Origin of the sequence: Brevibacillus sp. NSP2.1 (assembly GCF_000470975.2) — a bacterium.
In the GTDB taxonomy this organism is placed as follows: domain Bacteria; phylum Bacillota; class Bacilli; order Brevibacillales; family Brevibacillaceae; genus Brevibacillus; species Brevibacillus agri.
Genome location: NZ_CP048274.1, coordinates 5,150,353 through 5,175,602, shown reverse-complemented (window position 1 = coordinate 5,175,602; position 25,250 = coordinate 5,150,353). Strand labels below are relative to the sequence as shown.

36 protein-coding genes are annotated in these 25,250 nt (G+C 55.4%); 33 read left to right on the top strand and 3 right to left on the bottom strand.

Going from position 1 to position 25,250, the window contains the following annotated elements; all coding sequences use genetic code 11:
- Positions 1–8 precede the first annotated feature (8 nt).
- The 4 genes from M655_RS25330 (at position 9) to thyX (ending at position 2,553) form a co-directional block, all read left to right on the top strand.
- On the top strand, positions 9–347 hold the full coding sequence (locus M655_RS25330) for a hypothetical protein (protein ID WP_026558379.1): 339 nt from the start codon (positions 9–11) through the stop codon (positions 345–347).
- A complete protein-coding gene (locus M655_RS25325) occupies positions 328–984 on the top strand; it encodes a PhoH family protein (protein ID WP_026558378.1) in 657 nt (218 codons plus the stop codon). Before M655_RS25330 ends, M655_RS25325 begins: the two co-directional genes overlap by 20 nt.
- Before the next feature lie 77 nt (positions 985–1,061).
- A complete protein-coding gene (gene dut / locus M655_RS25320; RefSeq protein WP_035423358.1) occupies positions 1,062–1,631 on the top strand; it encodes a dUTP diphosphatase in 570 nt (189 codons plus the stop codon).
- A gap of 70 nt (positions 1,632–1,701) precedes the next feature.
- A complete protein-coding gene (gene thyX / locus M655_RS25315; RefSeq protein ID WP_026558376.1) occupies positions 1,702–2,553 on the top strand; it encodes an FAD-dependent thymidylate synthase in 852 nt (283 codons plus the stop codon).
- On the opposite strand, the gene M655_RS25310 is transcribed toward thyX, so the two are convergent.
- Positions 2,550–2,756 carry a hypothetical protein gene (locus M655_RS25310; protein WP_035423313.1) on the bottom strand — a complete coding sequence of 69 codons (207 nt, stop codon included), beginning with the start codon at positions 2,754–2,756 and terminating at the stop codon, positions 2,550–2,552. The two genes, thyX and M655_RS25310, sit on opposite strands and share 4 nt — an antisense overlap.
- Between M655_RS25310 and M655_RS28190 the strand changes: the two genes are divergently transcribed.
- The 4 genes from M655_RS28190 to M655_RS25295 all read left to right on the top strand — a co-directional run bounded on the left by M655_RS28190 (position 2,722) and on the right by M655_RS25295 (position 5,202).
- Positions 2,722–2,955: a 3D domain-containing protein gene (locus M655_RS28190; protein WP_353505648.1), complete on the top strand. Its 234-nt coding sequence runs from the start codon at positions 2,722–2,724 to the stop codon at positions 2,953–2,955. The two genes, M655_RS25310 and M655_RS28190, sit on opposite strands and share 35 nt — an antisense overlap.
- Positions 2,952–4,109 carry a hypothetical protein gene (locus M655_RS25305; RefSeq protein ID WP_026558375.1) on the top strand — a complete coding sequence of 386 codons (1,158 nt, stop codon included), beginning with the start codon at positions 2,952–2,954 and terminating at the stop codon, positions 4,107–4,109. Before M655_RS28190 ends, M655_RS25305 begins: the two co-directional genes overlap by 4 nt.
- A gap of 77 nt (positions 4,110–4,186) precedes the next feature.
- Positions 4,187–4,648, top strand: a complete 462-nt coding sequence (locus M655_RS25300; protein WP_286085926.1) for an HNH endonuclease — start codon at positions 4,187–4,189, stop codon at positions 4,646–4,648.
- The gene (locus tag M655_RS25295) at positions 4,648–5,202 is read left to right on the top strand and encodes a deoxynucleotide monophosphate kinase family protein (RefSeq protein ID WP_026558374.1); all 555 of its coding nucleotides are present in this window, start codon (positions 4,648–4,650) and stop codon (positions 5,200–5,202) included. Before M655_RS25300 ends, M655_RS25295 begins: the two co-directional genes overlap by 1 nt.
- Positions 5,203–5,328: 126 nt before the next feature.
- Here the strand turns inward: M655_RS25295 and M655_RS25290 are convergent, their stop codons facing one another.
- Entirely contained in the window at positions 5,329–5,709 is a 381-nt protein-coding gene (locus tag M655_RS25290) for a hypothetical protein (RefSeq protein WP_026558373.1), read from the bottom strand.
- Between the two features lie 399 nt (positions 5,710–6,108).
- On the opposite strand from M655_RS25290, the gene dcm reads away from it, so the two are divergent.
- The 12 genes from dcm (at position 6,109) to M655_RS25235 (ending at position 14,926) form a co-directional block, all read left to right on the top strand.
- The gene (dcm, locus tag M655_RS25285; RefSeq protein WP_035423312.1) at positions 6,109–8,820 is read left to right on the top strand and encodes a DNA (cytosine-5-)-methyltransferase; all 2,712 of its coding nucleotides are present in this window, start codon (positions 6,109–6,111) and stop codon (positions 8,818–8,820) included.
- Positions 8,821–8,829: 9 nt separating this feature from the next.
- Positions 8,830–10,077, top strand: a complete 1,248-nt coding sequence (locus M655_RS25280; protein ID WP_026558372.1) for an HsdM family class I SAM-dependent methyltransferase — start codon at positions 8,830–8,832, stop codon at positions 10,075–10,077.
- Complete coding sequence (locus tag M655_RS25275; protein ID WP_026558371.1) at positions 10,049–10,504, top strand: hypothetical protein; 456 nt, start codon at positions 10,049–10,051, stop codon at positions 10,502–10,504. Before M655_RS25280 ends, M655_RS25275 begins: the two co-directional genes overlap by 29 nt.
- Positions 10,505–10,707: 203 nt before the next feature.
- A complete protein-coding gene (locus M655_RS25270) occupies positions 10,708–10,917 on the top strand; it encodes a hypothetical protein (RefSeq protein WP_286085925.1) in 210 nt (69 codons plus the stop codon).
- Positions 10,914–11,105, top strand: coding sequence for a hypothetical protein (locus tag M655_RS25265; protein ID WP_026558369.1), 192 nt, complete (start codon positions 10,914–10,916; stop codon positions 11,103–11,105). Before M655_RS25270 ends, M655_RS25265 begins: the two co-directional genes overlap by 4 nt.
- Positions 11,106–11,927 (top strand): DNA-methyltransferase, encoded by an 822-nt coding sequence (locus M655_RS25260; protein ID WP_026558368.1) that lies wholly within the window; start codon positions 11,106–11,108, stop codon positions 11,925–11,927.
- Positions 11,924–12,442, top strand: coding sequence for a hypothetical protein (locus M655_RS25255; protein ID WP_051353973.1), 519 nt, complete (start codon positions 11,924–11,926; stop codon positions 12,440–12,442). Before M655_RS25260 ends, M655_RS25255 begins: the two co-directional genes overlap by 4 nt.
- 101 nt (positions 12,443–12,543) lie before the next feature.
- Positions 12,544–12,789, top strand: a complete 246-nt coding sequence (locus M655_RS25250) for a hypothetical protein (RefSeq protein WP_026558367.1) — start codon at positions 12,544–12,546, stop codon at positions 12,787–12,789.
- A 120-nt stretch (positions 12,790–12,909) separates the two neighbouring features.
- Positions 12,910–13,356 (top strand): hypothetical protein, encoded by a 447-nt coding sequence (locus M655_RS25245; protein WP_026558366.1) that lies wholly within the window; start codon positions 12,910–12,912, stop codon positions 13,354–13,356.
- A 65-nt stretch (positions 13,357–13,421) separates the two neighbouring features.
- Positions 13,422–13,721 (top strand): HNH endonuclease, encoded by a 300-nt coding sequence (locus M655_RS28185; RefSeq protein ID WP_353505647.1) that lies wholly within the window; start codon positions 13,422–13,424, stop codon positions 13,719–13,721.
- Positions 13,718–14,257 carry a hypothetical protein gene (locus M655_RS25240; protein WP_026558364.1) on the top strand — a complete coding sequence of 180 codons (540 nt, stop codon included), beginning with the start codon at positions 13,718–13,720 and terminating at the stop codon, positions 14,255–14,257. The genes M655_RS28185 and M655_RS25240 overlap by 4 nt, the downstream gene beginning before the upstream one ends.
- Positions 14,258–14,551: 294 nt before the next feature.
- A complete protein-coding gene (locus M655_RS25235) occupies positions 14,552–14,926 on the top strand; it encodes a phBC6A51 family helix-turn-helix protein (RefSeq protein WP_025846511.1) in 375 nt (124 codons plus the stop codon).
- 435 nt (positions 14,927–15,361) lie between these two features.
- Here M655_RS25235 and M655_RS25230 read toward each other — a convergent pair whose 3' ends face one another.
- Positions 15,362–15,565, bottom strand: a complete 204-nt coding sequence (locus M655_RS25230) for a hypothetical protein (RefSeq protein ID WP_235694710.1) — start codon at positions 15,563–15,565, stop codon at positions 15,362–15,364.
- 228 nt (positions 15,566–15,793) lie between these two features.
- Here M655_RS25230 and terL point away from each other — a divergent pair, with 228 nt between their 5' ends.
- The 13 genes from terL (at position 15,794) to M655_RS25165 (ending at position 25,114) form a co-directional block, all read left to right on the top strand.
- On the top strand, positions 15,794–17,131 hold the full coding sequence (gene terL / locus M655_RS25225) for a phage terminase large subunit (RefSeq protein WP_353505610.1): 1,338 nt from the start codon (positions 15,794–15,796) through the stop codon (positions 17,129–17,131).
- Positions 17,132–17,136: 5 nt separating this feature from the next.
- Complete coding sequence (locus tag M655_RS25220) at positions 17,137–18,612, top strand: phage portal protein (RefSeq protein WP_502708117.1); 1,476 nt, start codon at positions 17,137–17,139, stop codon at positions 18,610–18,612.
- A 67-nt stretch (positions 18,613–18,679) separates the two neighbouring features.
- Positions 18,680–19,510: a phage minor capsid protein gene (locus M655_RS25215; RefSeq protein ID WP_026558361.1), complete on the top strand. Its 831-nt coding sequence runs from the start codon at positions 18,680–18,682 to the stop codon at positions 19,508–19,510.
- A 75-nt stretch (positions 19,511–19,585) separates the two neighbouring features.
- Positions 19,586–20,176: a hypothetical protein gene (locus M655_RS25210; RefSeq protein WP_025846502.1), complete on the top strand. Its 591-nt coding sequence runs from the start codon at positions 19,586–19,588 to the stop codon at positions 20,174–20,176.
- A 56-nt stretch (positions 20,177–20,232) separates the two neighbouring features.
- Positions 20,233–21,144, top strand: a complete 912-nt coding sequence (locus tag M655_RS25205; protein WP_025846500.1) for a major capsid protein — start codon at positions 20,233–20,235, stop codon at positions 21,142–21,144.
- Positions 21,145–21,195: 51 nt separating this feature from the next.
- Positions 21,196–21,417: a hypothetical protein gene (locus tag M655_RS25200; protein ID WP_026558360.1), complete on the top strand. Its 222-nt coding sequence runs from the start codon at positions 21,196–21,198 to the stop codon at positions 21,415–21,417.
- Positions 21,418–21,450: 33 nt separating this feature from the next.
- Positions 21,451–21,840: a hypothetical protein gene (locus M655_RS25195; protein ID WP_026558359.1), complete on the top strand. Its 390-nt coding sequence runs from the start codon at positions 21,451–21,453 to the stop codon at positions 21,838–21,840.
- Between the two features lie 4 nt (positions 21,841–21,844).
- Positions 21,845–22,210: a hypothetical protein gene (locus tag M655_RS25190; RefSeq protein WP_026558358.1), complete on the top strand. Its 366-nt coding sequence runs from the start codon at positions 21,845–21,847 to the stop codon at positions 22,208–22,210.
- Positions 22,211–22,230: 20 nt separating this feature from the next.
- Positions 22,231–22,638, top strand: coding sequence for a hypothetical protein (locus M655_RS25185; RefSeq protein ID WP_026558357.1), 408 nt, complete (start codon positions 22,231–22,233; stop codon positions 22,636–22,638).
- A 6-nt stretch (positions 22,639–22,644) separates the two neighbouring features.
- Positions 22,645–23,139 (top strand): hypothetical protein, encoded by a 495-nt coding sequence (locus M655_RS25180; RefSeq protein ID WP_051353971.1) that lies wholly within the window; start codon positions 22,645–22,647, stop codon positions 23,137–23,139.
- A 7-nt stretch (positions 23,140–23,146) separates the two neighbouring features.
- Positions 23,147–24,196, top strand: a complete 1,050-nt coding sequence (locus M655_RS25175; RefSeq protein WP_026558356.1) for a phage tail sheath subtilisin-like domain-containing protein — start codon at positions 23,147–23,149, stop codon at positions 24,194–24,196.
- Positions 24,197–24,217: 21 nt separating this feature from the next.
- Positions 24,218–24,658 (top strand): phage tail tube protein, encoded by a 441-nt coding sequence (locus M655_RS25170; protein WP_026558355.1) that lies wholly within the window; start codon positions 24,218–24,220, stop codon positions 24,656–24,658.
- Positions 24,659–24,727: 69 nt separating this feature from the next.
- Positions 24,728–25,114, top strand: coding sequence for a phage tail assembly chaperone (locus tag M655_RS25165; RefSeq protein ID WP_026558354.1), 387 nt, complete (start codon positions 24,728–24,730; stop codon positions 25,112–25,114).
- Positions 25,115–25,250: the final 136 nt, after the last annotated feature.

Here is a 25,250-nt window from a genome sequence, read left to right as displayed (position 1 = left end):
GATGGTAGATGGAGATTTTGAACGTGGTCGAACCGGCAAGTAACTTTGGGGATTTGTTTGGGGCGGTTGCGTCCGGATTTATGGCACTGTTATTGCTGTCCCTCGTTTATTTCGCGGTCAGGGATGGCGAGGCTTCACTCGCGATTATCCTAGGCATCGGATTCGTCTTTCTTACGCTGGTGTGCATAGGTGCAAGCACGAACTACCTCACGCCAGACCCGCCCAAGTACGAAGTCCTCATTACGGACATGTCCGCCTTTGACACGTCCAAGTACGAGATCATCGCGCAACGCGGAAAAATTTTCGTCGTAGAGGAGGCGCAGTCCAATGCCGTTACCACGCGATAACATGTTCTTCGGATTCGCTCCGAAACTAACCGCCGAGCAACGCGAGTACGTCGACTCGATCTTCGACCGTCAACTTACGATCGTCAACGCGAAAGCCGGAACCGGCAAGACGACGCTCGCCGTAGCCGCCGCGAAACTCATCGGCAAGCCGCTCTTGTACGTGTTCAACCCGACGGAAGAGCGCCGCATGGGCTACCGACCTGGCACGCAGGAGGAAAAGGAGTCCTCGTACGTGCAGCCGCTAGTCGACGCTCTTCTCGCAATCGACGAAAACCCGACGCAGGCAATCGCCGGACAGAGCACGAGTAAATACGGAAGTTCGGCGTGGGTGACCGCGAAGTCCCACGTATTCGCTCGCGGCACGAACATTCGCGGCATGACGGTGATTATCGACGAGGCGCAAAACTTCACGCGGTCGGACCTCCGTAAGGTGCTGACGCGGATTCACGATGACTGCACGGTCATCCTCATCGGGCACACCGGACAGTGCGATCTTGTCGGCAGCAAGTCGGGATTCGCGGACTATATCGAGCATTTCCGCGACAAACCGTACGCGCACGTTTGTCAATTAACGGTCAACTTCCGAGGGCGACTCGCCACGGATGCGGACGCAATCGAGAGGGAGGGCGGACAATGACGTTCCGCATAACGCAAGAACAACGCGATCTCATCGAGTGGCTACGCGAGCCAACGAGATACGAACGGAGGGTTCCGATGGACGATATTCCCGTAAAGATCAAGCGCCTGCACCCGGACGCGGTAATTCCGCAATACGCGACGGCAGGTGCGGCAGGCTTCGACCTCGTGGCGGTGGAGGACGTGGTCATCGCGCCGGGCGAAACGAAGAAGGTTCCGCTCGGACTGGCGTTTGAGATTCCGGAAGGGTACGAGCTGCAAATCCGTCCGCGATCCGGAGTGAGCGCGAAGACAAAATTGCGCGTAAGTAACGCACCTGGTACGGTAGACGCTGATTTTCGCGGCGAAGTTTGCGTGCTGGTTGATAACATCGAGCGAGGCGAAGGTCCGCACAAGACTATGAGCTACAGGCTACTGGACGGCTCAACTCAACCTACGGAAAAAGAGTGGCGTTGTGGGTACGGTGACCGGGAGTACGAGTCCAGAAAAGAGGTGCCAGAAGGAACGTACCTCATCCGCAAAGGCGACCGGATTGCTCAAGGCGTACTCGTGAAAGTCCCACGGGCGGCGTTCGTTGAGGTGGCGGAGTTGGACGAGACGGAGCGCGGGGCTGGCGGATTTGGAAGTACGGGGGTGAGCGCGGAGTGAACAGGGCCCGTGGTGCCGATGCTGCGATGATTTCGTTTGAAGAGGGGGCGACCTGATGACCGAAACGCAAATGTCCGTCATGCTAATCGCACACACACGCTTGAGCGACGAGTTTAAACGGCACCTATACGTTAGTACACGTTCCGACACAATGTCCTTCCGCAATGTTGCGTCAGCAGCCGAGGACAGCGGTTACGTGCCGACAGACGGCGCAGCAAATGACGGCCAAGCCGTCGCCCTTACCGCGATCCGTACGTGCTATTCCGCGAACAAACCGTCCGAAATCGTGGCGCTCGAAGGCGAACGCTACTTCGGCAACGTCGCGACAGACGGCGAGGGCGGTACGGAAGCCGACCGGTTGTTCCGCCACATCACGCGGTCGGGCCACACGTCAACTTGCGAGCACATCACGTACACGTTCGCAATCGAGGGCGTCAGCCGGGCGCTCCTGGCGCAACTCACGCGACATCGCGTCGGATTTTCGTTCAGTGTCCAGAGCCAGCGCTACGTGCGGATGGGGTCGAGCGATAAGAGCGGCGGGTTCGATTACGTTGTCCCCAGAACGGTCGGCGACCAGGAGGTACCGGACACTAACCGATACGAGGGCACGTCCGCAGCTTGGACGAGACAGTCACCGTTGCGTGCGATTGAAATATACGAAGACGCGATGCTGGCGGCACAAGAGGCATACGACAAACTGCGCGCCGCCGGAGTCCCCGCCGAAGACGCCCGCATGGTCCTCCCGAACGCTGCCGCGACCAACCTGACGCTGACGGCGAACCTCCGGGCGCTCCTCGATTTCTACGGCAAGCGCCGGAAGGGGCGCGGTGCCCAATGGGAAATTGCGGAACTCGCGGAACGCTTGCGCGGAGAGGTAACGCGCGTCGACCCGTGGACAGACCCGTACTTCGACGCTGTTTAACGAAAGGAGCGCGCATCCATCGCAACCATCACGCTAATCCACGCATTGCTCACCGCAATCTCAGTCGCTACGTCCGTACCACTCGCAGAAACGGAGTTATACGAAGTTACCGCGTACACGGCAGGGCCGGAATCGACCGGAAAAACACGCGACCATCCGGCCCACGGAATCACCGCATCCGGTGCACGGGTCCGCGAAGGCATAACCGCCGCCTGTCCGCCAGAGCTACCGTTCGGCACGCGCGTCCATATCGAGGGCGTTGGCGAGCGCGTTTGCCTCGACCGTGGTGGCGCGATCAAAGGGCGCAGGCTGGACGTGTATATCGCGGACAGATCGGAGGCCCTCCGGTTCGGGCGGCGGAAATTGGAAGTCGAGATAATCGAAAGGGGAACGATCGAATGAGCGTAAATGTAACGGTTTTAACGGATGGAAACGGTGTGCAACGGGAGTATCGCGAGGTCAATCGTAAGGCAAACGTGGGGGAACTGGTTAAGATCGTATCGTGCCGAATGCTCCACGGATTGCCAATCGGCTCTATAACGGTATTAGATAAAGACTGCGTAGCAGACGGATGGTTTCTCGAAGCGTCGGGCGACTCCGATCGCGACTACGTAGTCCTCGAACCGACCGACGTAGTGACCATCGACGGCGTGCGGTACCGCGAGGAGAAGCGGAAGGCGGCGGTGGGCGAGCGGATTTTGATTGTCGCGGCCGATGTTCAAGCGGAGGAACCGTACCGAAACGGAGATACTTTCGTTGTCGATTCAGTAAGCGAATACTTTGAGGGTGATCTGCGGACGAGGGACGGGCGCTATATCGAGGCTAAAGAATACGTAGTCCTTACGCCAATCACCGAGCCGTCTCCGCAACCGGCCGCCCCGATCAAAATAACCATTCCGGCCATCCGCGTAACCGTTGCGTCGATGGACGATGCTGTGCAGGCGATTGCCGATGCGGTGAAGGCGGAGTTGGCGAAGAGGGTCGAGCAGACGAAACCGAAATCGGCGCAGCAGCTCCGCGACGAGATCGTGGAACGGGCGAAACGGGATGTGACGGAGTTGGAACGAAGCTGGATTGCGAGCTGGCAATCAGCAAAAAGGGTCTCGTTCTGGCCGAAAGCGTGCGCAGAAAAAGGGATAACACCAGTGCACTACGTTGAATACGTGGTCAACCGTAAAAAAAGAACCGTGGTAGCGTTGGTGAGGCGGATTCGCGGTAATGAAGTTGTCTATCGCGGCATCGCAAAATGCGCGCCAGGTGACGTATTCAACTCGCATATCGGCCGTGCGATTGCGCTGCGCCGAGCGTTGGAGCTCGAGGTGCCTACGGAGTATACGAACGCGCCGCAGCCGACGGAGGTACGTGTGGGGGATGTCGTGCAAGTCACGGAACCTGGACTAGTTACTGGCGCAACGATGATAGTGACGAAGTTTGAGCCGAAATTTGACTTATACGGAGAAGGGAAAGCGTTTAGACATACGTACGATAGCGGATGGTTGGGCGTCGAACAGGTGAAGATCATCGACGACTCCCGCGGAGAAACGGAGGTGTCTTGATTATAAACAATCCCTACAAGATCGTCGGTAGTGTAGTGGAAATCACGATCAGGTATAAAGGCGAGGAGTATATCGCTTTGATCGACATAGAAGATTTCGATAAAGCCAATGAAGTAAACGCTTCTTGGTACGGGAAATGGTCCGGCAACTTGTACGTTTGGGCATCAGTAAGAGAAAACGGAAAACGGCGATCCTTTTCCCTTCATAGATACCTGTTCGATTTCCCGAATGGCATGGTAATAGACCATATTAACGGAAACCCGCTCGATAACAGAAGGAATAATCTCCGCGTAGTTTCGCACCAAGAGAACATCCAAAACAGATGGGGAGCAAATGCAGACAACGAATCGACGGGGATTCTTGGTGTGTATTTTCGGAAAGACACGGGTAAATATCGTGCGATAATCGGCTTTAATAACAAGATCATTCACTTAGGAACTTACGAAACCATAGAGGAAGCCATAGCAGCGAGAAGACAAGCAGAAAAATTGCTGTTTAAGTGCTCGCCGTTGAACTCAGAGAAGGAGAGGTGTTCCTAGTGTTAAAGGTTGCTCTCTGTGGAAAGGCCCGCGCGGGTAAAGACAGCGTGTCCGACTACCTCGCGCGCCAATACGGATTCGTCCGGTTTGCATTCGGCGACGGCATCCGCAAGGTCTGCCGCGAGCTGTTCCCGGACCAAATGGCGCAAGCCCACAAGCCCCGCGCGCTCCTGCAAGGCGTGGGGCAGGCGATGCGGGCGTTCAACCCGGACGTTTGGGTGAACGCGACCATGCGAGATATTGTGGATTACAGGCTACAACAAACGGATATGCGGCGTATTCCGAACATCGTAATTACCGACCTTCGACAGCCTGACGAATATGACCGCCTCCGTTCCGAAGGCTTCGTCATCATCCGCGTAATCGCATCGGAAGACGTCCGCCGACAACGTATGCTCGACGCAGGCGATACGTTCGACGAGCGCGATCTGATGCACGAAACCGAAATGCACACGGACGGGTTCGCGGTCGACTACGAGATCGAAAACAACGGGAGCCTGGCGGAATTGTATGCGAAGGTGGACGAGATTATGGCGGAGGTGCTTGCCGAATGACCAACCGCCTCCCATCCGACGACCACCGCTACTGGTACGAAATGGGCTATTTTCGCGGACGCAACGACGCGCTCGACGGCCGCCCGTATGACGCTCGACTACCGGACCAACGGGAGGACGACACCCCTAATCCGTCTTCCGCGAGCGTCTTGGCGCAGCCTCGTCCGCCTGATAGCGGAACGCGTACCAATTGTTCTGACGCTCGATATACACGTACTTGCCGAGACGGACGCCATGCTTCGAAATGAATCCGCGCACGCTTGCGTAATACCGTTTGCCATCGAAGGAGGCCGGGCTCACCTCGTCGCCGACGTTGACTTCGCCAGGGCGCGCGATTCCGATATTGCCCGTGTCCGGATCGAAGGCAACGTGACATTTGAACGGTTGACCCGACACAATTCCGAGTTTCTCGCGCATGACGGCGTTGAGATAAAGGCGCCCGAATTTATCGACGGTAATGGCGGGCAGCTCGTCGCCCGCGCGAAAGTTATACGGTATAAACGGCATAAGACGGACACTCTCCGATCATCTAACGATTATCTGCCATTATACGCGAAAAAACGCAGGTCATGCAAGCACGATAAGCGCGACATTTAGCGCATGGAACACGAAATATGACGAACGGGGGCGGTTTGACTGACGTTCGTTCGTAACCATTACGGGTACGGATTGCGAAACGATGAGAAACCGTTTGCGCACAAGATTCCGCCCGGAGGCTATTGGTACGATTTGCCTCCCGAAGATATCGCGGTGTTCTGGAACGGCAAAATTCCGACAAAGGGTGAAAGTAGCAACGGTCTGCGCAGAATGTCATGGGATGAGCCAGCCAGAGCAATAACATCTGGACCGATGCGAAAGCTCGCATGCCAACTCCACCCCGGACCAAATTCCGAAAGGAGCGATGTAATGTTAGATGTTCCGAACCAAAGTCGGCTGCCGGTATCTGCTTACCGCGAGTACGCATTTGACTCGGCTAACGACGGCGCACCGTGGGATGAACCGTCTTGGACGATACGCGCGGGAACGATTACAGGACAGCCGTGGCATCCCGATAGATACGGACAATTTGAAAGGAGCGAGTACATGACGTTCGATGTAACGCCACAATTACCGGACAGCGGCCTGACCGTCGCGGAACTATTCGCAGGGGGCGGTCTAATGGCGGTCGGCCTACGTGCTGCCGGTTACAATCTCGTATGGGCCAACGACTTCGATAAGAACGCGGTGAAAGCCTATCGCCATAACCTCGGCGACCATATCGTACACGGCGACATTACCGCGATTGATCCCGCTGACATTCCGGACGTTGACGTGATCGCAGGAGGACCTCCTTGTTTTCCGGCAGGGCAGCGCATTATCGCGCAAGACGGATTTAAGCGGATCGAAGAGATACAAAAGGGCGACAAGGTGTTAACACACAAAGGCAGATTTCGTGAAGTAGTAGTTCCTATGAAGCATGATTTCACTGGAGATTTATACACGATAACTCCAAAGTATTATCGTATCCCTATTAAAGCAACGGCGGAGCACCCTTTCTGGACAGAGCGCGGTTTCGTGGAAGCAAAAGACTTGACTCCTAACGACTACCTAGGGTTTCCATTGAACAAAGAGAGCAAACTCCCTGAACAGTTGGAATACGAGGTTGTTATAAACCAGACCACGAAGAAGACTACCAAGACAAACCTGCCGTTTGGCCTAACCGCTTTTTGGGAATTGGTGGGTTACTGGGTCGCTGACGGTTGGACAAGAGACCGACATAAACGAAAATCGAACACGAAACGGCAGTATTATGGGGTTGTTTTAGCAGCCAATGAGAAAAAGAAAGAGCACATTACTCAGGTTTTAACCTCTCTTGGCATTAAGTACCAAGTGTCACAAGAAAGAACGTGCTACAAAATTCATTTTTCATCTCAAGAATACTGGCTGTTCTTCAAACAATTCACAAAAGGCAATAGGGCAAGCGACAAAATGATCCCGGAATTCGCACAGAACCTACCGCACCACCTAGCGAAGGCGTTTGTGAACGGGTTTTATAACGGGGATGGGTGCACATCGAATGGGTACATTAGCTTCACATCAACATCCATTGAACTCTTGGAGGGCTTACAGCGCTTGCTACTCAAGACGGAAGGAAAACTCTATTCCTTAGTCCAAAGCCACAAGGCAGGTAAGCGCTACATCGAAGGAAGAGAAGTCAACGTTAAGGATTCCTTCACTCTCAAGACTGGTGTAAGGAGCGCGAGAAAACAGGTAGGGGTGAAGTTCACGGATGATTACGTCTTTATTAAGGTAGATCGACTCGAAAAAGAATACGTAAGTAATCTACCTGTATTTAACTTCGAGGTTAAGGAAGACAACTCTTACTGCTTGCCCCTGATTGCCACTCACAACTGTCAGGACTATTCTGTCGCGGGAACGGGCGCAGGCGAGGCGGGCGAGCGCGGAAAACTCGTCTGGCATTACCTCGAGATCATCGAACGGAAGCGTCCGAAGGCGTTCGTGTTCGAGAACGTGAAGGGACTGATTACAAAGAAGCACCGCCCGACATTCGATGCGTTGCTGAAACAATTTAAGATAATCGGGTATAACGTGTCATGGAAACTCATCAACGCCTGGGACTACGGCGTAGCGCAGAAGAGGGAACGCGTGTTTATCGTAGGTGTGCGGGCTGACGTCGGATTCGCGTTCGAGTTCCCGGAGCCGCGACCGGAGGATTACCGTACGCAGGTGCTACGGGATGTTATCGGGGATTTACCGGAGCCTATCGATACCTGCGGAAAGAACGTGAAGAAGGCGGAACGTGTCGCGGACATGAACGAGCCGGAGCCGACGGTGACGACGCAATTCCGGTGCCAGACGGTGCAGATTACGAATCACACCGGAGGCGTCCCCGCGAAAGAGTATCCCGGACACACCGCATCCGCTCTCGATGAGCCAGCAAAGGCAATAGTCGCTGGCGTTCACGGCGTGCCGGGCGGCGCGAATTGTTTCTATCCGCCGAATCACACAGCGTTGCATCTATCCGCTACAGATGAACAAGTCGCAAAACATGTGCCAAACGGAGGAAATTGGAAAGACGTTCCTTACGAACTGCTACCCGATCGGTTAAAGCACATCCACGACAACATGAACGAATACCGTTCTCCGGCTTTTTACAAGAAAGCGGATTGGAATGAGCCCGCCGGGACGATAAGCGCGACAATGAATCCGACACATTGTCAGGCACTGGCGCCGGACGGCATTCCGAACCACAACCCGCAGCCGTTGAGTGAGCGCGTGATGCAACGATTAGAGGCCGGTGGTTACGACAGGTATTTCAAGAAACACCCGATGGGCGAACTTTCCGAACCAAGCCCAACACTAACCGCGCATCTCGCTAAAGGCGCGCCGGATGGAATCGTAAATCTACCGCAGCCCCGCCGTTTCACCGTCCGCGAATGCCTACGCATTCAATCCGTGCCGGACTGGTACGTGCTGCCGGACGACATATCGCTCTCCGCGCAATACCGGATCGTGGGCAACGGGGTGGCGTCGCGGGTGGCGTGGTATCTCGGACGGGCGCTGGCGGAACAGTTAACGAATGTTATACGAAAAGAAAACGCGAAGGAGGCGGTTTAACTGGCGAAGATGGACCGGCAGCGCTGGCAGGCAAACGTTCGATCTATGGAGATCGTCGCAAAGCCGCGCGAAGAAATCACACCCGAAGACATCGCGTTTCTTCGCGAAAACTACACGTCAATGGGCGGTCTGCTCCCGAAAGGGTTCAACGGTGGCGCGTTCTTTACGCCGACGCACGTAGCGCGATTCATCACGGAGGCGTTGGCGGGATTGTCCGGTGGGTTCACGCCTGGCTCTCGCGTCCTGGAACCGTCGTGCGGGTCCGGCGTATTCCTCGAACACCTACCGCCCGATGCCGAAGTGACCACGCTGGAACTCGATGAAACGAGCGCGAAGGTAACATCGCTCATCTATCCGCGTGCCAACGTAATCCTCGGCAATGCGCTCGAACACGGGCGGCGCGACTACTACGATTTGGTGATCGGGAACCCGCCGTATGGAGAGACGGTCGAACTGGCGGACGGTTCCGATTGGATTACGCTATCGAAATCTCGCGGTATCTATCGCGGCAAATCCGAAAACGCGTTCTTGGAGCTCGCGATCAAGGCGGTCAAGCCCGGCGGTTACATCGCATACATCCTTCCGATGGGCGTCGGATTCTCGCAAGCCTCCACCAAGATACGCAAGCTCATGCACGAAACGTGTTGGCACGTTGCCACAATCATGCTACCGGGAGAAACGTTCGTTCATGTAGGAACGACAATCCCGACGCAAATTCTCATTCTCCGCAAGGCACCGCCGGACACTCCGCTTGTCGAGCCCGCGACTAAACGGTGGGGATCGAACTTCCGCCGGAGCGATTTCGGAGACATTACGCAATACAATGCGCGGTTCCTGCTCGGCCAAACTCCGGCCTACTTCGCGCAGGTGACGGACATCGGATGGGACGCGAAGGGTCGCGAAACGGGCACGGCGCAACTGGACGCGCTGCTCGAAGACTTCACGGACGGCGGACTCATGCGCGAGAACTTGTACCCGCACATTCCGTCCTGGTACGGAGTCGAGCGTGGGAATGACGCGTTTTTCTTTTCGCATGGGAACGAAACATGTGACGGCTACCGCGATGCAAGCCGCACGTTCGCCGACGGACCCTACCGTTGGAACGAGTTGACGCTCGGGGCGGGCGAAGAGATCGTGTGGGACGGTCGCGAGTGGCCAACGTGGGTTGACGGTATGCTCGCGTTGCAGGACGAGTTGGTGCGGCAATATCACGCGGAGGGAGGCGAAGATGATCGATATCAAAGAAATGGAGCGTAAGTACATCGCTCATTTTATCAGACGGGAAGAAACCTTATCTGAGGATGATGCGCTCAAATACTTGGCCTACCTGACAGAAAATAGGGACGCGGCGTTCAGAGAACGAAGAATTGCGCAGCTTGATCGGTATATACGGAACCTGGAACGCGAAAAAGAGGCGGAAAAGGCGCTAGAGGAAGCGTGGATGGCGAAAGCGCGAGAAATATGCGCGATCAAAGAGCGGTGGGAAGCGTTAGGTGCCGATTGGGAAGAACGCCATGATTGCGGCGTCGGCATGACTACATGGCGTTATCGCGGCGAGCCATTCATGCGTAGCTTTACGGGCACCTCGCTAGATGAGGAGTTATTGCTTGTTCGAGAAGCAGACGTAAAGTTAACGGAAATGATCGAGAAGGGAGGCGGTTTAACATCGGAGTCTGCCGAGTAGACACAACGAAAGGTCACCGCGAGTACACCGTCAAGTACGCGCTAAACGACCGAGAGGGCGTCGACGCGCTCCTCTCGGACTTCCACCGGCTGGCCTCACGGCGGTTCGAGCGCGGGGATTACGCGGCGTGTGACGTCCTGATCGACCTTGCCCGCGCGATCAAGGCGGCAAAACTCACCGCGAGGCAGACGGAGGCCCTGCGCTTGTATTACGTCGAGGATATGACGCTAGAGGACGTGGGCGCACGGATGGGCCTCGAAAGCGGACGGAAGCGCGCGAGTCGGCTCGTTATTACCGGGTTGAATCGGATTGCGGCGGTGTTCAGCCGGTGGAATTACGGGGAAGTGACGCGCGAGGAACAATGGGAGAAAGCGACAGATGCAGAAGCGAAAATAGAGGGGGAATCGCGATGAAATACGATTGGTACGAGGAGTGGTGCCCGGTATGCGGCCCGAAAACGCCGCTGCGGGCGCGGAAGGTTAACGAGTACACGGACGCGGACGGGAATCGTGGAATGCTCGTGACGTACGTGGAGTGTCCGAAGTGCGGATGGGAGTTGGGCGACGAGATTCCGGAATCGATCGAAGGGGAGGACGAGTAATTGGCGGAAAAGAAGCTGCTCGGGAGTATCGAGTTGAACCGGATATATCAACGCGATTGTATCGAGGGGATGCGGATGATTCCGGAAGAAACGATTGATCTTGTCGTGACTTCCCCGCCGTACGATAACCTCCGGACATATAATAGCGCGGCAGATTTAACCGAAGTCGGCCGCGAATGCTTCCGAGTGATGAAAGACGGAGCGATCATGGCCGTTGTGATACAGGACCAAACGAAAGACTTCGGAAAGTCCTGTACTACCGCGAGAACCATTGTGAAATATGTGGACGAGATCGGATTCAAGCTTTTTGAAACCGTAATATGGGCCAAGAGTGGTCGGCCTGGCGCATGGTGGAACAAACGGTTTCGCGTTGACCACGAATACATCCTGCTTTTCCTCAAAGGCGATCGACCGCGATACTTCAACAAAGAGCCTTTGAAAGTCCCAGCGATATACGCAGGTACCAGATTTCACGGGACAACTCGGAAAAACAACGGAGAATTGGTAGGCACATCTGACAACGTTCAAGCAGAGAAAAAGTGCCGCGGAACCATATGGTACATCGACCCGTCGAAATCAGAAAAACGATCAATCAAGCATGAGCATCCGGCGACTTTCCCGGATAAACTGGTCGATGATTTGCTCGTCTGTTTCTCTCGCGAAGGAGACATCGTACTTGATCCGTTTATGGGTTCCGGGACAACCGCAGTCCAAGCGTTGAAGATGGGTCGAAACTTTATCGGTTTTGAAATCGAGCGCGAATACATTGAGATTGCCAACAAGCGCTTAGACGCCGTACATTCCGAGGAGGCCACCGAATGAAACGCAAGTCTAACGATACCACACCGAAACACTTCCGCGACAACCACGACTACAAATCCGCCTTCTCCTCGGCGGTCACCGAGTTGGCCAGCGGAGTGCGCGCCGGACTGTTCCCGGACCGCACCGAACGGGCCCGCGCGATCGAGGCTCTCATCGACGAATACGTGGAGTCGATCGGTCAGCGCCCGGACGCGGCCGAGTTGGAACGGCTGGCGAACGCGGTGCTGCACGAGGAGTTGACGAATCGACACCCGGACAAGGTGACGCGCGAGGAGTACCCGATTATGAGCGAGACGCAGTTGACACGGCGGCAAAACGCGAGCGCTCCGTTACATGCGGCGCACTATGAGGGGACAGACGGGCGGAATTATCGGATGCCGACGCGGAGGAGGCGGTCGGACTACGAGAATATGTTCGTGGATAGGATCGCGAAGGTACGGAACAAAGAGCGGATGAAGCAGTACGCGAAAGATACAAGAGCAGGCGACGTAGTGGTATATTTGATCGGTGACTAGCGACAATTTACGCGATAGTTAGTATTGGAGGTGGAAAGGCACTAATTGGAAGGAAATGCCGAATCCCTGTCGAAAGAACTAGGCAGGGAGGAGGTGTTTTGATGAAACTATTGGTGCTGTGCGAGGAGTGCAATGAGTACAACGTAATCGAGTCCGACAATGTAGGGAGAAGTGTTATACACAGCAACTTGAGAAATGAAATCGAAGTTGCGTGGGACGTGGCTAATACTGGCGATCTTGAGGAAATGGCAGAGATTAGCGAAGGCGATGTCGAAGTAACGAACATTCGCATCACGTTCTTATGCACAAATTGCAGGCAGGATTCGATCACCGTAGAAATGGACTAAAGCGCAAACAAAACGAAGGACATCGGTCGCGTGCCGGTGTTTTTCTTTTTGTTTGCGCAAAGGCGCGGCATATGACGAAAGCCGACCGCGCCTATTCTATTCACAAGGGAGAGGGTACGTATGGGTAAATTGTTAAGCAAGAGCACGGGAGCAACCGCAAAGGAAAGCGCATGGTCGATGCGGACCAACGTCATGTACGGTCTGTTCGACCTCGGCCGCCTCATCATCGACGACGAACGTAAACTCCACGCCTTCCACAACGAGATTGCCGCGCTGTGCAACGCGGCGTACGACCACGTTAAACGCGACGTGGAGGAGCGCGGAGAGGACGAGGTAATGGCCATTCGCGGTCATTTTGGCGTCCATCAACTAGACACGCCGTACGACGAGCGCCTGAAACCGACATCCTCGCTAATGGCCGGATTGGAGGAACTCCTCACGTTCATGTACGGAGACGGTCCGGAGTCCGCACGCAAGGTCGGCGGATTCTTGCAACGGGCGCAGGCGGTCATTGACGGACAGTTTCGGGCGCATTACGAAGGCGTTGCGGGCGGTGATCGCGGTTGACATTCCCGCTACCGCTTGATCTGCGCGATGACGAGCGATTTCGCCCGTTCTGTCGTTGGTGTGGCGTGGAACTGACAGATCGCCGCCGGAGGTATTGCGGAAAGGACCACGAAGGCCAGTGGGTGGCGGAGGTGCTCTTGCGTGAGGCGTTTTGGTACCAACGGGAGAAGGCGCTGAAACGGGACAATTACGAGTGTTCCCATTGCGGGATCAGTGAGCACGAGCATAAACGCAGGAACGCGCAGGGCCTTCACGTTCACCATATTATCATGCGGAGTAATGGCGGGAGCAACTACGTAGACAACCTACTAACGCTCTGCCGCGACTGCCATATCGAAGTACATTCGGGAGGAGCGAGTGAGTGAGTCAATACGTAGATAGGGAGACAGGCGAAATTATTGACGTGATCGAATCCGGTCACTTCCACAACGGAACGGACGAAGCACGGAAAGTTATCGTAGAAGTCGCGCCAGGACAACGTGTGAAACCGTTCCGACCGAAGAAGTTCGAGAAGATGCACGAGTTTACGATGGTATTTCACGCGAGTAACCGGGAGATGGTGCGGAACAAGCGGTTGTCTGACGATGAAAAATCGCTGCTATTTTCGATCCTCATATTCCTGGACTACGACCAGTACGTAAAGGACGAGCAGTCTTTCTACTTTAACGTTAACCGCGTGGCCGAACTCATGGGATGGAGCAGACAGCGGGCGGCTCGCGTACTTGACGGACTGACGGCGCGAGATAAACGATTACTCGGCGTAACGAAGATCGGGCGCGAGAAATACTACATGCTCAATCCGCATTTTATTTACCGGGGCGATACGAGTGTACTTGCGACGGCCGTCCGGTTGTTCGAGCAGGCGGCGATCGATAACGAAGGTGACGGGGATATTACGTAAACAATATGTTATGCTACCGTAACATATATGTTATGCCAGCGTAACATATCCGAAGGGCAAAACCGCATAAGGGCGCGGTTTCTAGCGTTTTCCCTTTCTTATCCCATAAAGACGACGGCTGACGCCGACACTGCGGCTAACGCCTTGTGTTATCGCGAGTAAGATATGAATACCAATTATGACGCGGAGTATGTGGCTACCGAGGCGGCTTGTCCGCCGAAGGTCGCAAGGCCAAGGGCCGCCGCGTTTTATTTTTTGTATCATTAACTAACGGAAGGAGGCGCAATCTACACGATGGCTAAACGTTTAACACCGGAACAGTACATCGCTATCGGTTATCTCGCGCAACCGCAACAAGGCGGTAAGACACACGCTGAGATCGCGAAGGAATGCGGAGTATCAGAGCGTACGATCTACAACTGGAAGAACGATCCCGCGTTCGAACGCGAACTGATCGCGCAGATGAGGCGGAACGTTCGCGATATGATCCCGGCTGTCAACAAAGCAATGTATGACACCGCGATCAAGGAAGGGAACGCGGCGGCTGCCAAGCTCTTGTATCAGCAGGTCGGACTCCTTACGGATAAGGTCGAAGTGGAGACGAAGGCGAGCGGTGAGACACCGGACCTGGACGAGCTGAAACGGATGGTCGCTGAAATTGACGAGTGAGGGCGCGCTCTAATGAAGAGACGGGAATGACCGGTTGCGTTCCGTTTCACGGGCGGCCGTTTACATCCGCTGCACGCTCCCGGCGCGTGACCCCTCCGAAAACTTTCGCTAGCACCGTTATCCTACGTGCATAAACGATGTATAAACGGTCGGGAAATAAAAACGGTCGGATCGCGCTAACCCGCGCCGTTATGCGATTTGCATAAACGCTGCATAAACGGTAATTACGTGCGATTGCGCAAACCCGCGCCACTACTGCGTTTGTGAGAACGGGCTGAGTCCGATAATCGGCTTTATGGTAAACCGTTAGTGCATACGGGTGCATAACGGAATGGGTACGATTTAGCGGAGGGGGCCACCACCCCCGGCACCCCCTCTTTGCCCCGTCGACAGGCACCGGAAAAATCCGCGCATCAAAAATTAACTTTGACTTTATTACGCTAAAGAAAGGAGCGGTGTCCCATCGCGTGGGTAAACGGTAAATGGATCGGACGTGATGCGCGCCAGGAAATGATCGATACCCTGCGGTTGGGTCGCGATAAACTCCGCAAGAAACTCGAAGCGGGCACGATAACGGCGGACGAGGCCGTCCGACTCCGCGATTGGATTACGGAAATCAAACGTCTCGAACGTATTCACCGCGCCGAGGTCGACCTCCTCTACTTCGCGTACGAATATTTCGGTGAAATGTACAACCCGGACAACTCCGGTAACTGGATTCCGTGTCCTATCGAAGAGGCTCCGGCCTTCCACCACGAACTATGCGACGTCATGAGCGCGGTATCCACCCGAGATTTCAACGCGAAAATCGGATGGGCCGCGCCACGTTCGCACGCCAAATCGTCGTATCTGTCGAAGGCGTTCCCGTTGCACGAGATCGTGTTCCGCAAGCGTCAGTACATCATTATCATCTCCGAGACGCCAGCGGTCGCGACGTCAAACCTCGACTGGCTCGCGAATCAGTTGAAATCGAACGCGAAACTCCGCGCGGATTTTGGTCCGTTGCTCCACCCGAAGCAGCAGGTGAATCCGAAGGATAACACGTCCGAGTTCATCGCGTGGGAAGCGCGAGATAACGATGAGCAGCGGCTCCTGACGCTCGTACAGGCGGCATCTACCGGACAGGCGCTTCGCGGTCGGAACTGGAACGGATACCGTCCGGACTTGATTATATGCGACGACCTAGAGTCGAAGAAGAATACGAATACGGCCGAACTCCGCCAAGAGATGCGTGACTGGTTTACGCAGACGGTCATGCCGTTGGGCGACCCGGCCGGAAAGAAGACCGCTATCGTATTCATGGGAACGATGGTTCACGCGGAGTCGCTCTTGCGGTACGTACTGGATCGTGCCGACTTCAAATCGCGTCTGTTCAAAGCATTAATCGACGAGCCGGAGCGGATGGACCTGTGGGAGAAGTGCCGCGACATCTACCTCAACGCGGAAAACCCTAACCGAGCGGACGATGCCGAAGCCTTTTATCTCGCGAACAAGGACGAAATGGACCGTGGAGCTTCCGTACTCTGGCCGGACGTTCAGCCGTTGTGGAAACTGATGAAATGGAAGTGGGACAACGGGTCCAAGGCGTTCTCGACCGAGTATCAAAATACGCCGATCGACGAAGAATCGCAGATATTTGTGCCGGACAAATTCCGCTATTACGACGAGTCGGACCTGGTCGGTCTATCACTCGAAGTTTACGCGTTTTGGGACATTGCGTTCGGGAAATCGAAACGGGCGGACTATAACGCCATTGTTTCGGTAGGCCGCGATAGGAAAACCGGCATCCTCTACGTACTGGACGCGTGGGCCAAGCGGTGCCCGGCGCACGTAGCGTTGGAGGAGGCGGTCGAGAAGATCAGGGAGTTCGGTCACCGGTCGTTTGGCGTTGAAACCGTCCAAGCGCAGCACGACCTCTACCGTCAATTACAGGAGCGGTTAGGTCGCGAACGGATTTACGGAACGCGCCTAAAGCCTATTATCTCGCGCAAGAAAAAAGAGGAGCGGATCGAATCGCTTGAGCCGTTGGTCGAAAACGGCTTTTTGCGTTTTAACCGTAGCCACCGATTGCTTATCGAACAACTCGAACATTTCCCCGGAGGTACGTACGATGACCTGCCGGACGCACTTGCGGGAGCGGTCGATTTAGCAGGCGGAACACGACCGAAACGACGCGCCTTCTACACGAAACCAAACGGACTATAACGGAGGTGGAACTTCTGTTTACGATAGGGGAATACTTCCCGCCGCTAGAACACGAAAAGCGGATCAAGCGTTACCGCGACAATAAAAAGCTGGCGCAGGGACTTCATCACGACGTTTTCGAGCGAGTTCATAATCGATTATCGAAAACGCAGCGTGACCTCATCTACATTTCCGCGAACCTTCCGGGCGTTATCGCTAAGAAGAGCGCGGATTTTTTGTTCGGAGAAACGCCGACCATTTCCGCAGGTAAAGAGAGTTCGGTAGAGCAAGCTGCAATCGAGCGATTGATCGAGGAGAACGACCTCCACATTACGAACTACGAGGCGGCACTCGGCAACTCCTATCGCGGGGACACGTTTTACAAGATCAAGTGGGCGCAGACCTGGCGCGGACAGCTTCCGGAAACGGTCGATCCGTTCCGTCCAGTTATCGAGGTGCAGGACGCAAGTTACGTTTTTCCGGAAACATTGCCAGGGAACAAGAAGCGTATCGTTGCGTATCACATCGCGATCCCTATTCCGGTAGGTGACGAGCGTAACCTCGAATGGATTCTGCGAGTGGAGTCGCATTATCCCGGCAAGATCGTAAAGCGGCAGTTCCGTATGACGGCGTTAAATACGGACGTGGATAGCGAAGTCGTGTCATGGAAGATTTACGCGGAAATCACGGAGGCGCGGGAAGAAGTTGAAACGGGTGTCCCGTATCCGCTAGTCGTTCACGTACCGAATTTCGCGTTCGATGATTCATGGGAAGGCGTAGACGACTTGACCGAGCATATTTCGCTTTTTGACGAGATCAACAATCGCTTGAGTCAGATCGCGGTTATCCTCGATAAACACGCGGACCCTGCAATCGCGATTCCTTCTGGATTGATGGAGGTCGACGAGAACGGAAGGCCGTTTTTCCATGTTGGTTCGATGAAAGTGTTCGAGGTTGATGGCAAGGAAGATGCCCCTCCGAAGTACATCACCTGGGACGGCCAACTAGACGCCGCGTTCAAGGAATTGGAGCGTTTGATTGACATGCTCCTTACGGCGGCCGAGTTACCAGCGGTAGCACTTGGCAAAGATAACGCGGGTACGAGCGGTGCGTCCGGTCTCTCGATCAAGTGGCGGATGAATAGTCTGCTCGCGAAGATTAATCGCAAGCGCCAGTATTACGACAAGGGGCTAAAGAACGTCCTTTACATCGCTCAGTTATTGGAACACGCCCAATCGCCAAATAAACTCGATTACAAGCCGACATGGCCGAAAATCAACTTCAAGGACGGACTGCCGGACGATGACATGGAGATGGCGAACATCATGAGCGTAAGGACAGGCGGAAAGGCAACTATTAGCCAACGTACGGCGATCAAGATTCTCGATGGACTGACGGACGAGCAGGTCGAGGAAGAATTGAAACGGATCACGGCGGAAGAAGAGTTCGTCGACTCGTCCGTTTTTAATGAGCCGGGAGGTGGCGCTCGTGAATCGGTTTAAAGCCGCTGTAATCGCGCTGGCTCTCGCAATCACCCTTTGGTACAACGCGAAGGTGGGGCGGTAATCCATGCGCCAGCCACCTGAACCCAACTACGAATACGAAATCGCCCGCCTCGTATCCGCGTACACGAAGGCCATGTACCGGATCGCGACCGAACTCCAACGCTTGGACGTTACGGACATCACCCGCGCCAATTCAGCGGCCGCACTCGCGGAAGTCGTCCGCATCCTCGCGGAACTCAACGGACAGTCAGCCGAGTGGGTGACACGCAATCTTCCAATCGCGGCTGCGGACGGAGTGGCGGCGGCCATCTACGCACTCGGTGTCGCGGATACGTTCGAAGAGGCACGCAGGATCGCGAAATTTAACCGGATGAACAAGGCGATGGTTGACGCTGTAATCGCGGACACCCAAGCGGACTTACTCGCGGTGACACAGAACGTCGAGCGGAAGGTCCGCGCAGCCGTCCGCCAAGTGACCGCTGATTCGATGCGCGCGAACATGGCGCGGGGAGTGAACGGGAGGCGCACGGTCAGCCGCGACATTCTCGATGGGTTGAGGATGAAACTCGGTGACTCCGTGAACACCGGGATTATCGACGCGGCGGGACGGCGATGGAGGCCGGAAGTTTACGTTGATATGGTGACGCGAACGAAGACGATGGAGGCGCACATGGAGGCGACGATCAACGAGGGCGTGGCACGCGAGGCGTTTTACGGCGTGATCTCGCGACATGGGGCGACGGACGCCTGCCGGAATTGGGAAGGCAAGGTCGTAAAGTTAGTCCCGGACGCTCCCGGCAATTACCCGTATCTCGGAGATTTGCGGGGCGGACGTGAAATCTTTCACCCGAATTGCAAACACGTAGTAACGCCGGTGAGGAAACCGGTCGAGTAGGCGTGTCCTGGCGTAAGACGTTAAAAGACGCAAATACCGAGGCGTAGCTCGTTAAAAACGAATGGAGGTATCGAGATGACTGTAACAAAGTCGATTAAATTCCGTTTCCCTATGGACATTCAATATTTCGCGGAAGATTCCGAAACGTCTGCGGAGACGGTAAACACCGAAACACAAACGGAAACGACCGAGAAGCCCGAAATTATGATTCCGAAAACACGGTTCGATGAGGTAAATACGAAGTTTAAGGATGTTCAGCGCCAGCTTGAAGAGTTGCTAAAAGAGAAGCAGGATCGCGAAAAGGCGGAAGCTGAGAAGCGCGGCGAATACGAGCGACTCTACCAAGATACTACAAAGCAGGCCGAGGAGTTCAAGACAAAGGCAGAGACTACCGAGCAACGGGTACAGCAGCTTGAAAGCGTCATTTCTCAATTACTGGATGCGAAGCTCGAAAATATTCCCGAGGATTTCCGCGACTTGATTCCCGCAAACTTTACGGTCGAGCAAAAGTTGGAATGGATCGCGACCGCAGAGAAAAAAGGTCTGTTCGCGAAAAAACCGCAGCAACAAATTGGCGACGACACGAACGCGCCAGATAAACAAAAGGTTGATCTCAACAGTTTAAACCCCATGCAGTTGTTTATGGCCGGATACGGCTCTAAATAAGGCGCCTTAATTGGCGTCTTTTTATTTTCTATCAAACCTAAAGGAGAGATTTAACTATGGCATTGACTCTTACCGAAGCAGCGAAACTCTCGCAAGATACCCTGCAACGCGGAGTAATCGAAACGTTCGCACGCACATCTTCTTTCTTGGAAATGCTTCCGCAGATGGAGATTAGCGGGAACGCGTACGCGTATAACGTTGAGGGCGCGCTGCCTGGCGTTGGTTTTCGTGACGTTAATGAAGGATACGTAGCATCTGAGGGCGTAATCAACCCGGCGTCCGAACGCCTGTACATCGCGGGTGGCGACGTTGACGTTGACCGCTTTATCATCCAGACTCGCTCCAACGTGAACGAGGTTCGCGCGATCCATACGGACATGAAAGCGAAAGCCCTTGCGCTGGCTATCACGAACCAATACTTTAACGGAGACCAGGCCGTTAATGCGAAAGGGTTCGACGGCTTGAAAAAGCGTTTGACCGGAAATCAAGTAATTTCCGCCGGAGCTGACGGCGCAGAACTCACTATCACGATGCTCGATGAATTGATCGACGCGGTAGAGGGCGAGCCTGACGCACTGTTCGTTTCCAAGGCGATGCGTCGCGAAATTAAGCGCGTGATTCAGGGACACAACGGCTACAGCGAGTCGCAGTATGATGCGTTCGGCCGTCCGGTCATGACTTACGGCGGAATCCCGATCCGTGTTATCGAGACGGACAATATCGGTAACGAGATCATCGGGTTTAACGAGACACAAGGAATCGCCTCTAACACCGGTTCTATTTACGCAGTGAAATTCGGTGCGGAGCAATATGTGTCCGGACTCCAAAACGGGGGCGTAAGCGTTCGTGACCTGGGTGAATTGGATGAAAAGCCGGTATTCCGTACGCGTATCGAATGGTATGCGGGGATGGCCGTATTTCACCCGAGAGCGGCTGCACGCTTGAAGGGCGTACTCAAAAAGGCGTAATAAACGGTAGATAACGGGCGGTCCTTATGATCGCCCCTATTATTTTCGGAGGTGGTTACGATCTACACGATTAAAACGCCGAACGCGCAGTACAACGGCATTACCGAAGGCGTTCCGTTCGTGAACGGAGTCGCCGAAGTGAAAGACGAAGCGACGCGAAATGTACTCGTAAACAACTACGGATATATTGACGCGACCGGTGATACACCCGAACCCAAAACGGAGGAGCCCGAAGCGCCCGCCAAGCCAGCGCGTAAATCCTCCGCAAAATAGGCCTCACGGCCGCACGAACGGAGGTGACCGCGCATGGCGGTAACGATAACGGATGCCGACGCCTACATCGCGGCGTGGGTCGTTGATAACGAAGACTGGACGGACGCGGACGAAGCGAAGAAAACACGATTGTTAAACGTCGCCTCTCGCACGCTTACGACCAAATATCCGAAGTATACGATTCCTGACGCGGCCGTCTACGAGACGGCGGCGACGTTTGCGACCGCGTTTAACGACACGACGGTGCAGGCGCAACGCGGCGTGCAGGCGTTTTCGCTGTCGGGAGTGGCGTCGTTTACATTTCGCGAGGGCGCACGCGAGTTGACGGAGCTGATTCCGGCGTCGGCGCTCGACTTGATCGCGGCGGAAAATCCGGGCATGCCACGTCCGGCGAAGCGGCGCGTAGGATGGACGGTGCTATGACGCTATGAGTCTAGTCCCGTTGAAAAACACCGTGACCATCACGCCCGCGCTCGGAACGGACGAGTGGGATCGCCCGATTCCGGGCACGCCGTATCAGTTGCGGTGCCGCGTCCAGGAGGGAACGAAGCTCGTCCGCTCGGCGACGGGGTCAGGCGGCATCCACGGTATCCAGGCGCAGGAGGTCGTGTCGGTCGCGCAAATCTACTTTGACCGTATTCCGCGCGACCCACTGACGGGCGACGCGCTTGGACTTGCGGACACGATCACGTTTACGGACGAGACGGGAGTCGCCCGTACCTATACTCCAATTTCAATCGAGATCAAACGGTGGCTGAACGGTAAGGCGACCCTGACGGTCGTTAACGTGTGAGGACGTGAGGAGGCGAAGAGATGACGCTAGAGCTCGAGTTTGACTTTGACAAGTTTGCGAAGGCGCTCGAACAGGTGCCGGAGGCCGTGTACAAGTCGGCCAAGCGCGGTCTGCACGATGCGCTGGACGACTGGAAGCGCGAGTCGACCGATATTGCTCCGCTAGACAAGGGGACGTTGCGGCGAGGAATAGATACGGAAGTCGACGGGCTGACGGGCGAGATTAGTGCGGTCGCGATTGAGGACTCCGGCCGCGGACGTTTCAACTACGCGTACTACCTGCACGAAGTCAAAGGCGAGATCAAAAGTCCGACCACACCCGGCACGGAAGCGAATTTCCTCGATACTCCTGCGAAAAAGAACGCCAAAAAGTGGATGCGCAATATCGAGTCGGAGATCGCGGACGAGCTGAAACGGAACGGATGGTGACGGCCGATGGCGCTTATGAACGAACTCGCGTCCGTCGGCTCGTACGTCAAGTCCGCCCTGCCGTCAAACGCGCAACTCAAGTACGAGGTGCCGACGCAACCGACGAAGGACAACGTAGTGGTACGCATGCTCACGACGGATACCGAGTCGGAGACGGCGTACCACTATCGTGTTGATCGTACGTACCAGGTCGTGATCTACGGCGCCGATTCGCCGACCGTCATCGAACGGATGGACGCGGTATCACGTAAGATCAACGATAGGACGACGCTGATTCCGATTGCGGGGAATCTCCGGTATATCCGGACGAACGGCTTCGGGTACGGGGCGGCGTTTCGGACGGAGAGTGGATTGTGGGCGTGCGCGGGCGTACTACAAACGGAGGTTCGCGAGGCGAGGACGCAAGAGCAGTACGACAAGATCATGCACGTTTATCCGCGGTACGACCTGCGGATTCCGGTCGGGGATAACCCGACCTTTTTAATTACTGGCGAGGAGTGATACGTGGATGGCAACAGGTGGCGGATGGAATCCGACCGATTTGCCGAAGCGCCCCGGCCTCTACCTCAATTTCGTTGAGGCTGCGGCAGCCGCGATCAAAGGCGGAGCGAGAGGCGTCGTAGCGATTCCGTTGCTGACGTACGGCGCGGGCGCGACGGCAAAGACGTTTTATACGGTCGAAAAAGAGAAAGAGGCGCAAGAACTGTTTGGCGCGGCGAACATCGAGTCGATTCGTCTGGCCCTCATGGGCGGCGCGAAGCAGGTGCTCGTTTATACGATGCCTGCCGATCCTACGGCGGACGACTACGTAGACATGCGCGAGGCGTTCGATTCGCGCCTGTTCAACGTGTTCGTATTCGATCAAGAGGCAGATGCGACCGAGCAGGACTTGACGAAAGCGTGGGTAGCGCGGAACCGTTCGGAGGGCAAGCACTTCGCGGTCGTCTTCGGTGGCACGACGGCAGATGACGCTGACCCAGCGGCGGGCAACGCGCGAACGGCACGCCTGAAAGACGATTACGTCGCGAACCTGATTGACGGCGGAAAAGTCGGCACCACAACGTACTCGTCCGCAGAATATGCGCCATACATTGCGGGTCTTATCGCAGGTACGGCGATTAACAAGTCGATCACGTACGCGCAGGTGCCGTTGGATGACGTAAATAAGCGGCTGACTAACGCGCAGATTACGGCGGCGCTCGAAGCTGGGTCGCTCGTACTCGTCCACGATGGCGAGAAGGTCAAGGTCGAACAAGGCCTGATGACGTCTGGCAAGAAAATCCGGGCGATTCGCGCACGGCAGGCGATCGCGACCGACATCACGAAAACGGCGGCGGACGCGTATATCGGCAAAATCGACAATAACCCGGACGGGCAAGCTGCACTCATTTCCGCGATCAAGGCGTACCTCGAACGGCTGGAGGCGAGCAACGTCCTGATGGACCCGGCGGTGACGCTCGACCCCGAGTATGAGTCCGTTGGCGATTCCGTGTACTTGCTGATCTCGTTCGCGCATGTCGATAGCATCGAGCGGATTTTCCTTACTATTAACGTTTAACGATAAAGGACGGTGAAATAGATGGCACCATTGGATTCGACGCGTGTTATTAGCGGGCACACCGGGCAGGTATGGAAGGACGGGCGCTGGCTTACGAACTTCCGGCAGGCGGAGGCGTCCGTAGAAATCACGAAAGAGGACGTACCACGAAGCGGCACGCGCTGGATGGGCAAGAAGGTCGTTGGTCTAGCAGGTACAGGTACGCTTAACGGTTACAAAGTGACTACGGCGTTGCTCGAAGAGATCGGACAGGTCGCGGATGACCGTAATCCTTCGCTTGTGACCGAACTCATCCTTAAACTCGATGACCCGGACAGTTTCGGTGCGTACCGCGTCCGGCTGAAACGGGTGCAGTTCGACACAATTCCGCTGATGAACTTCGAGGCAGGGTCTCTCGTTGAAGAGGAGCTGCCTTTTACATTCGAGGGGTACGAAATCCTCGACCGAATTGCAGAGCAATGACTCCTGCGGGGATGGCCCCGGTCATCCCTTTTGTTTTGAAAACAACCCACCGAAACGGAGGACTAACATATGTCTGATGCACTGAAAGCACTCTTAGGAACGAACACGGACGTCAAGGCGACGGTACACATGAAACGGCTCGGCACGGACTTTACCGTTAAGGCCATCGACGGCGACACGGTTTCGCGCATCCAGGAACAGTGTACGCATTACAGCGGAAAGGGTAACAAGCGCACCAAGCACGTTGACGAAAACGCGTTCGGCATGTTGATCGTCGCGGAAGGCTGCGTCGACCCCGACTTCTCTAACGCGGAACTCATGCGTAAATACGGCGCGTCCGATCCGGGCGATTGCGTGAAAAAGGCGTTGTTGGCCGGTGAGATCGCACGACTGTCCGGCAAAATCCTTGACATCTCCGGATTTGAAGACGAGGACGAAGACGAGGTAAAAAACTGATCCGGGCGGGAGGCGAGGCGTACTTGTTGCACGAGATATTCCAACGCCACGGTATCCCGCCCCACGAAGTCTACAATTACCCGCATCGCTGGAAACGGTTTATGTACGGTAGCATGCGCCTTGAGCTCGAAGAAGA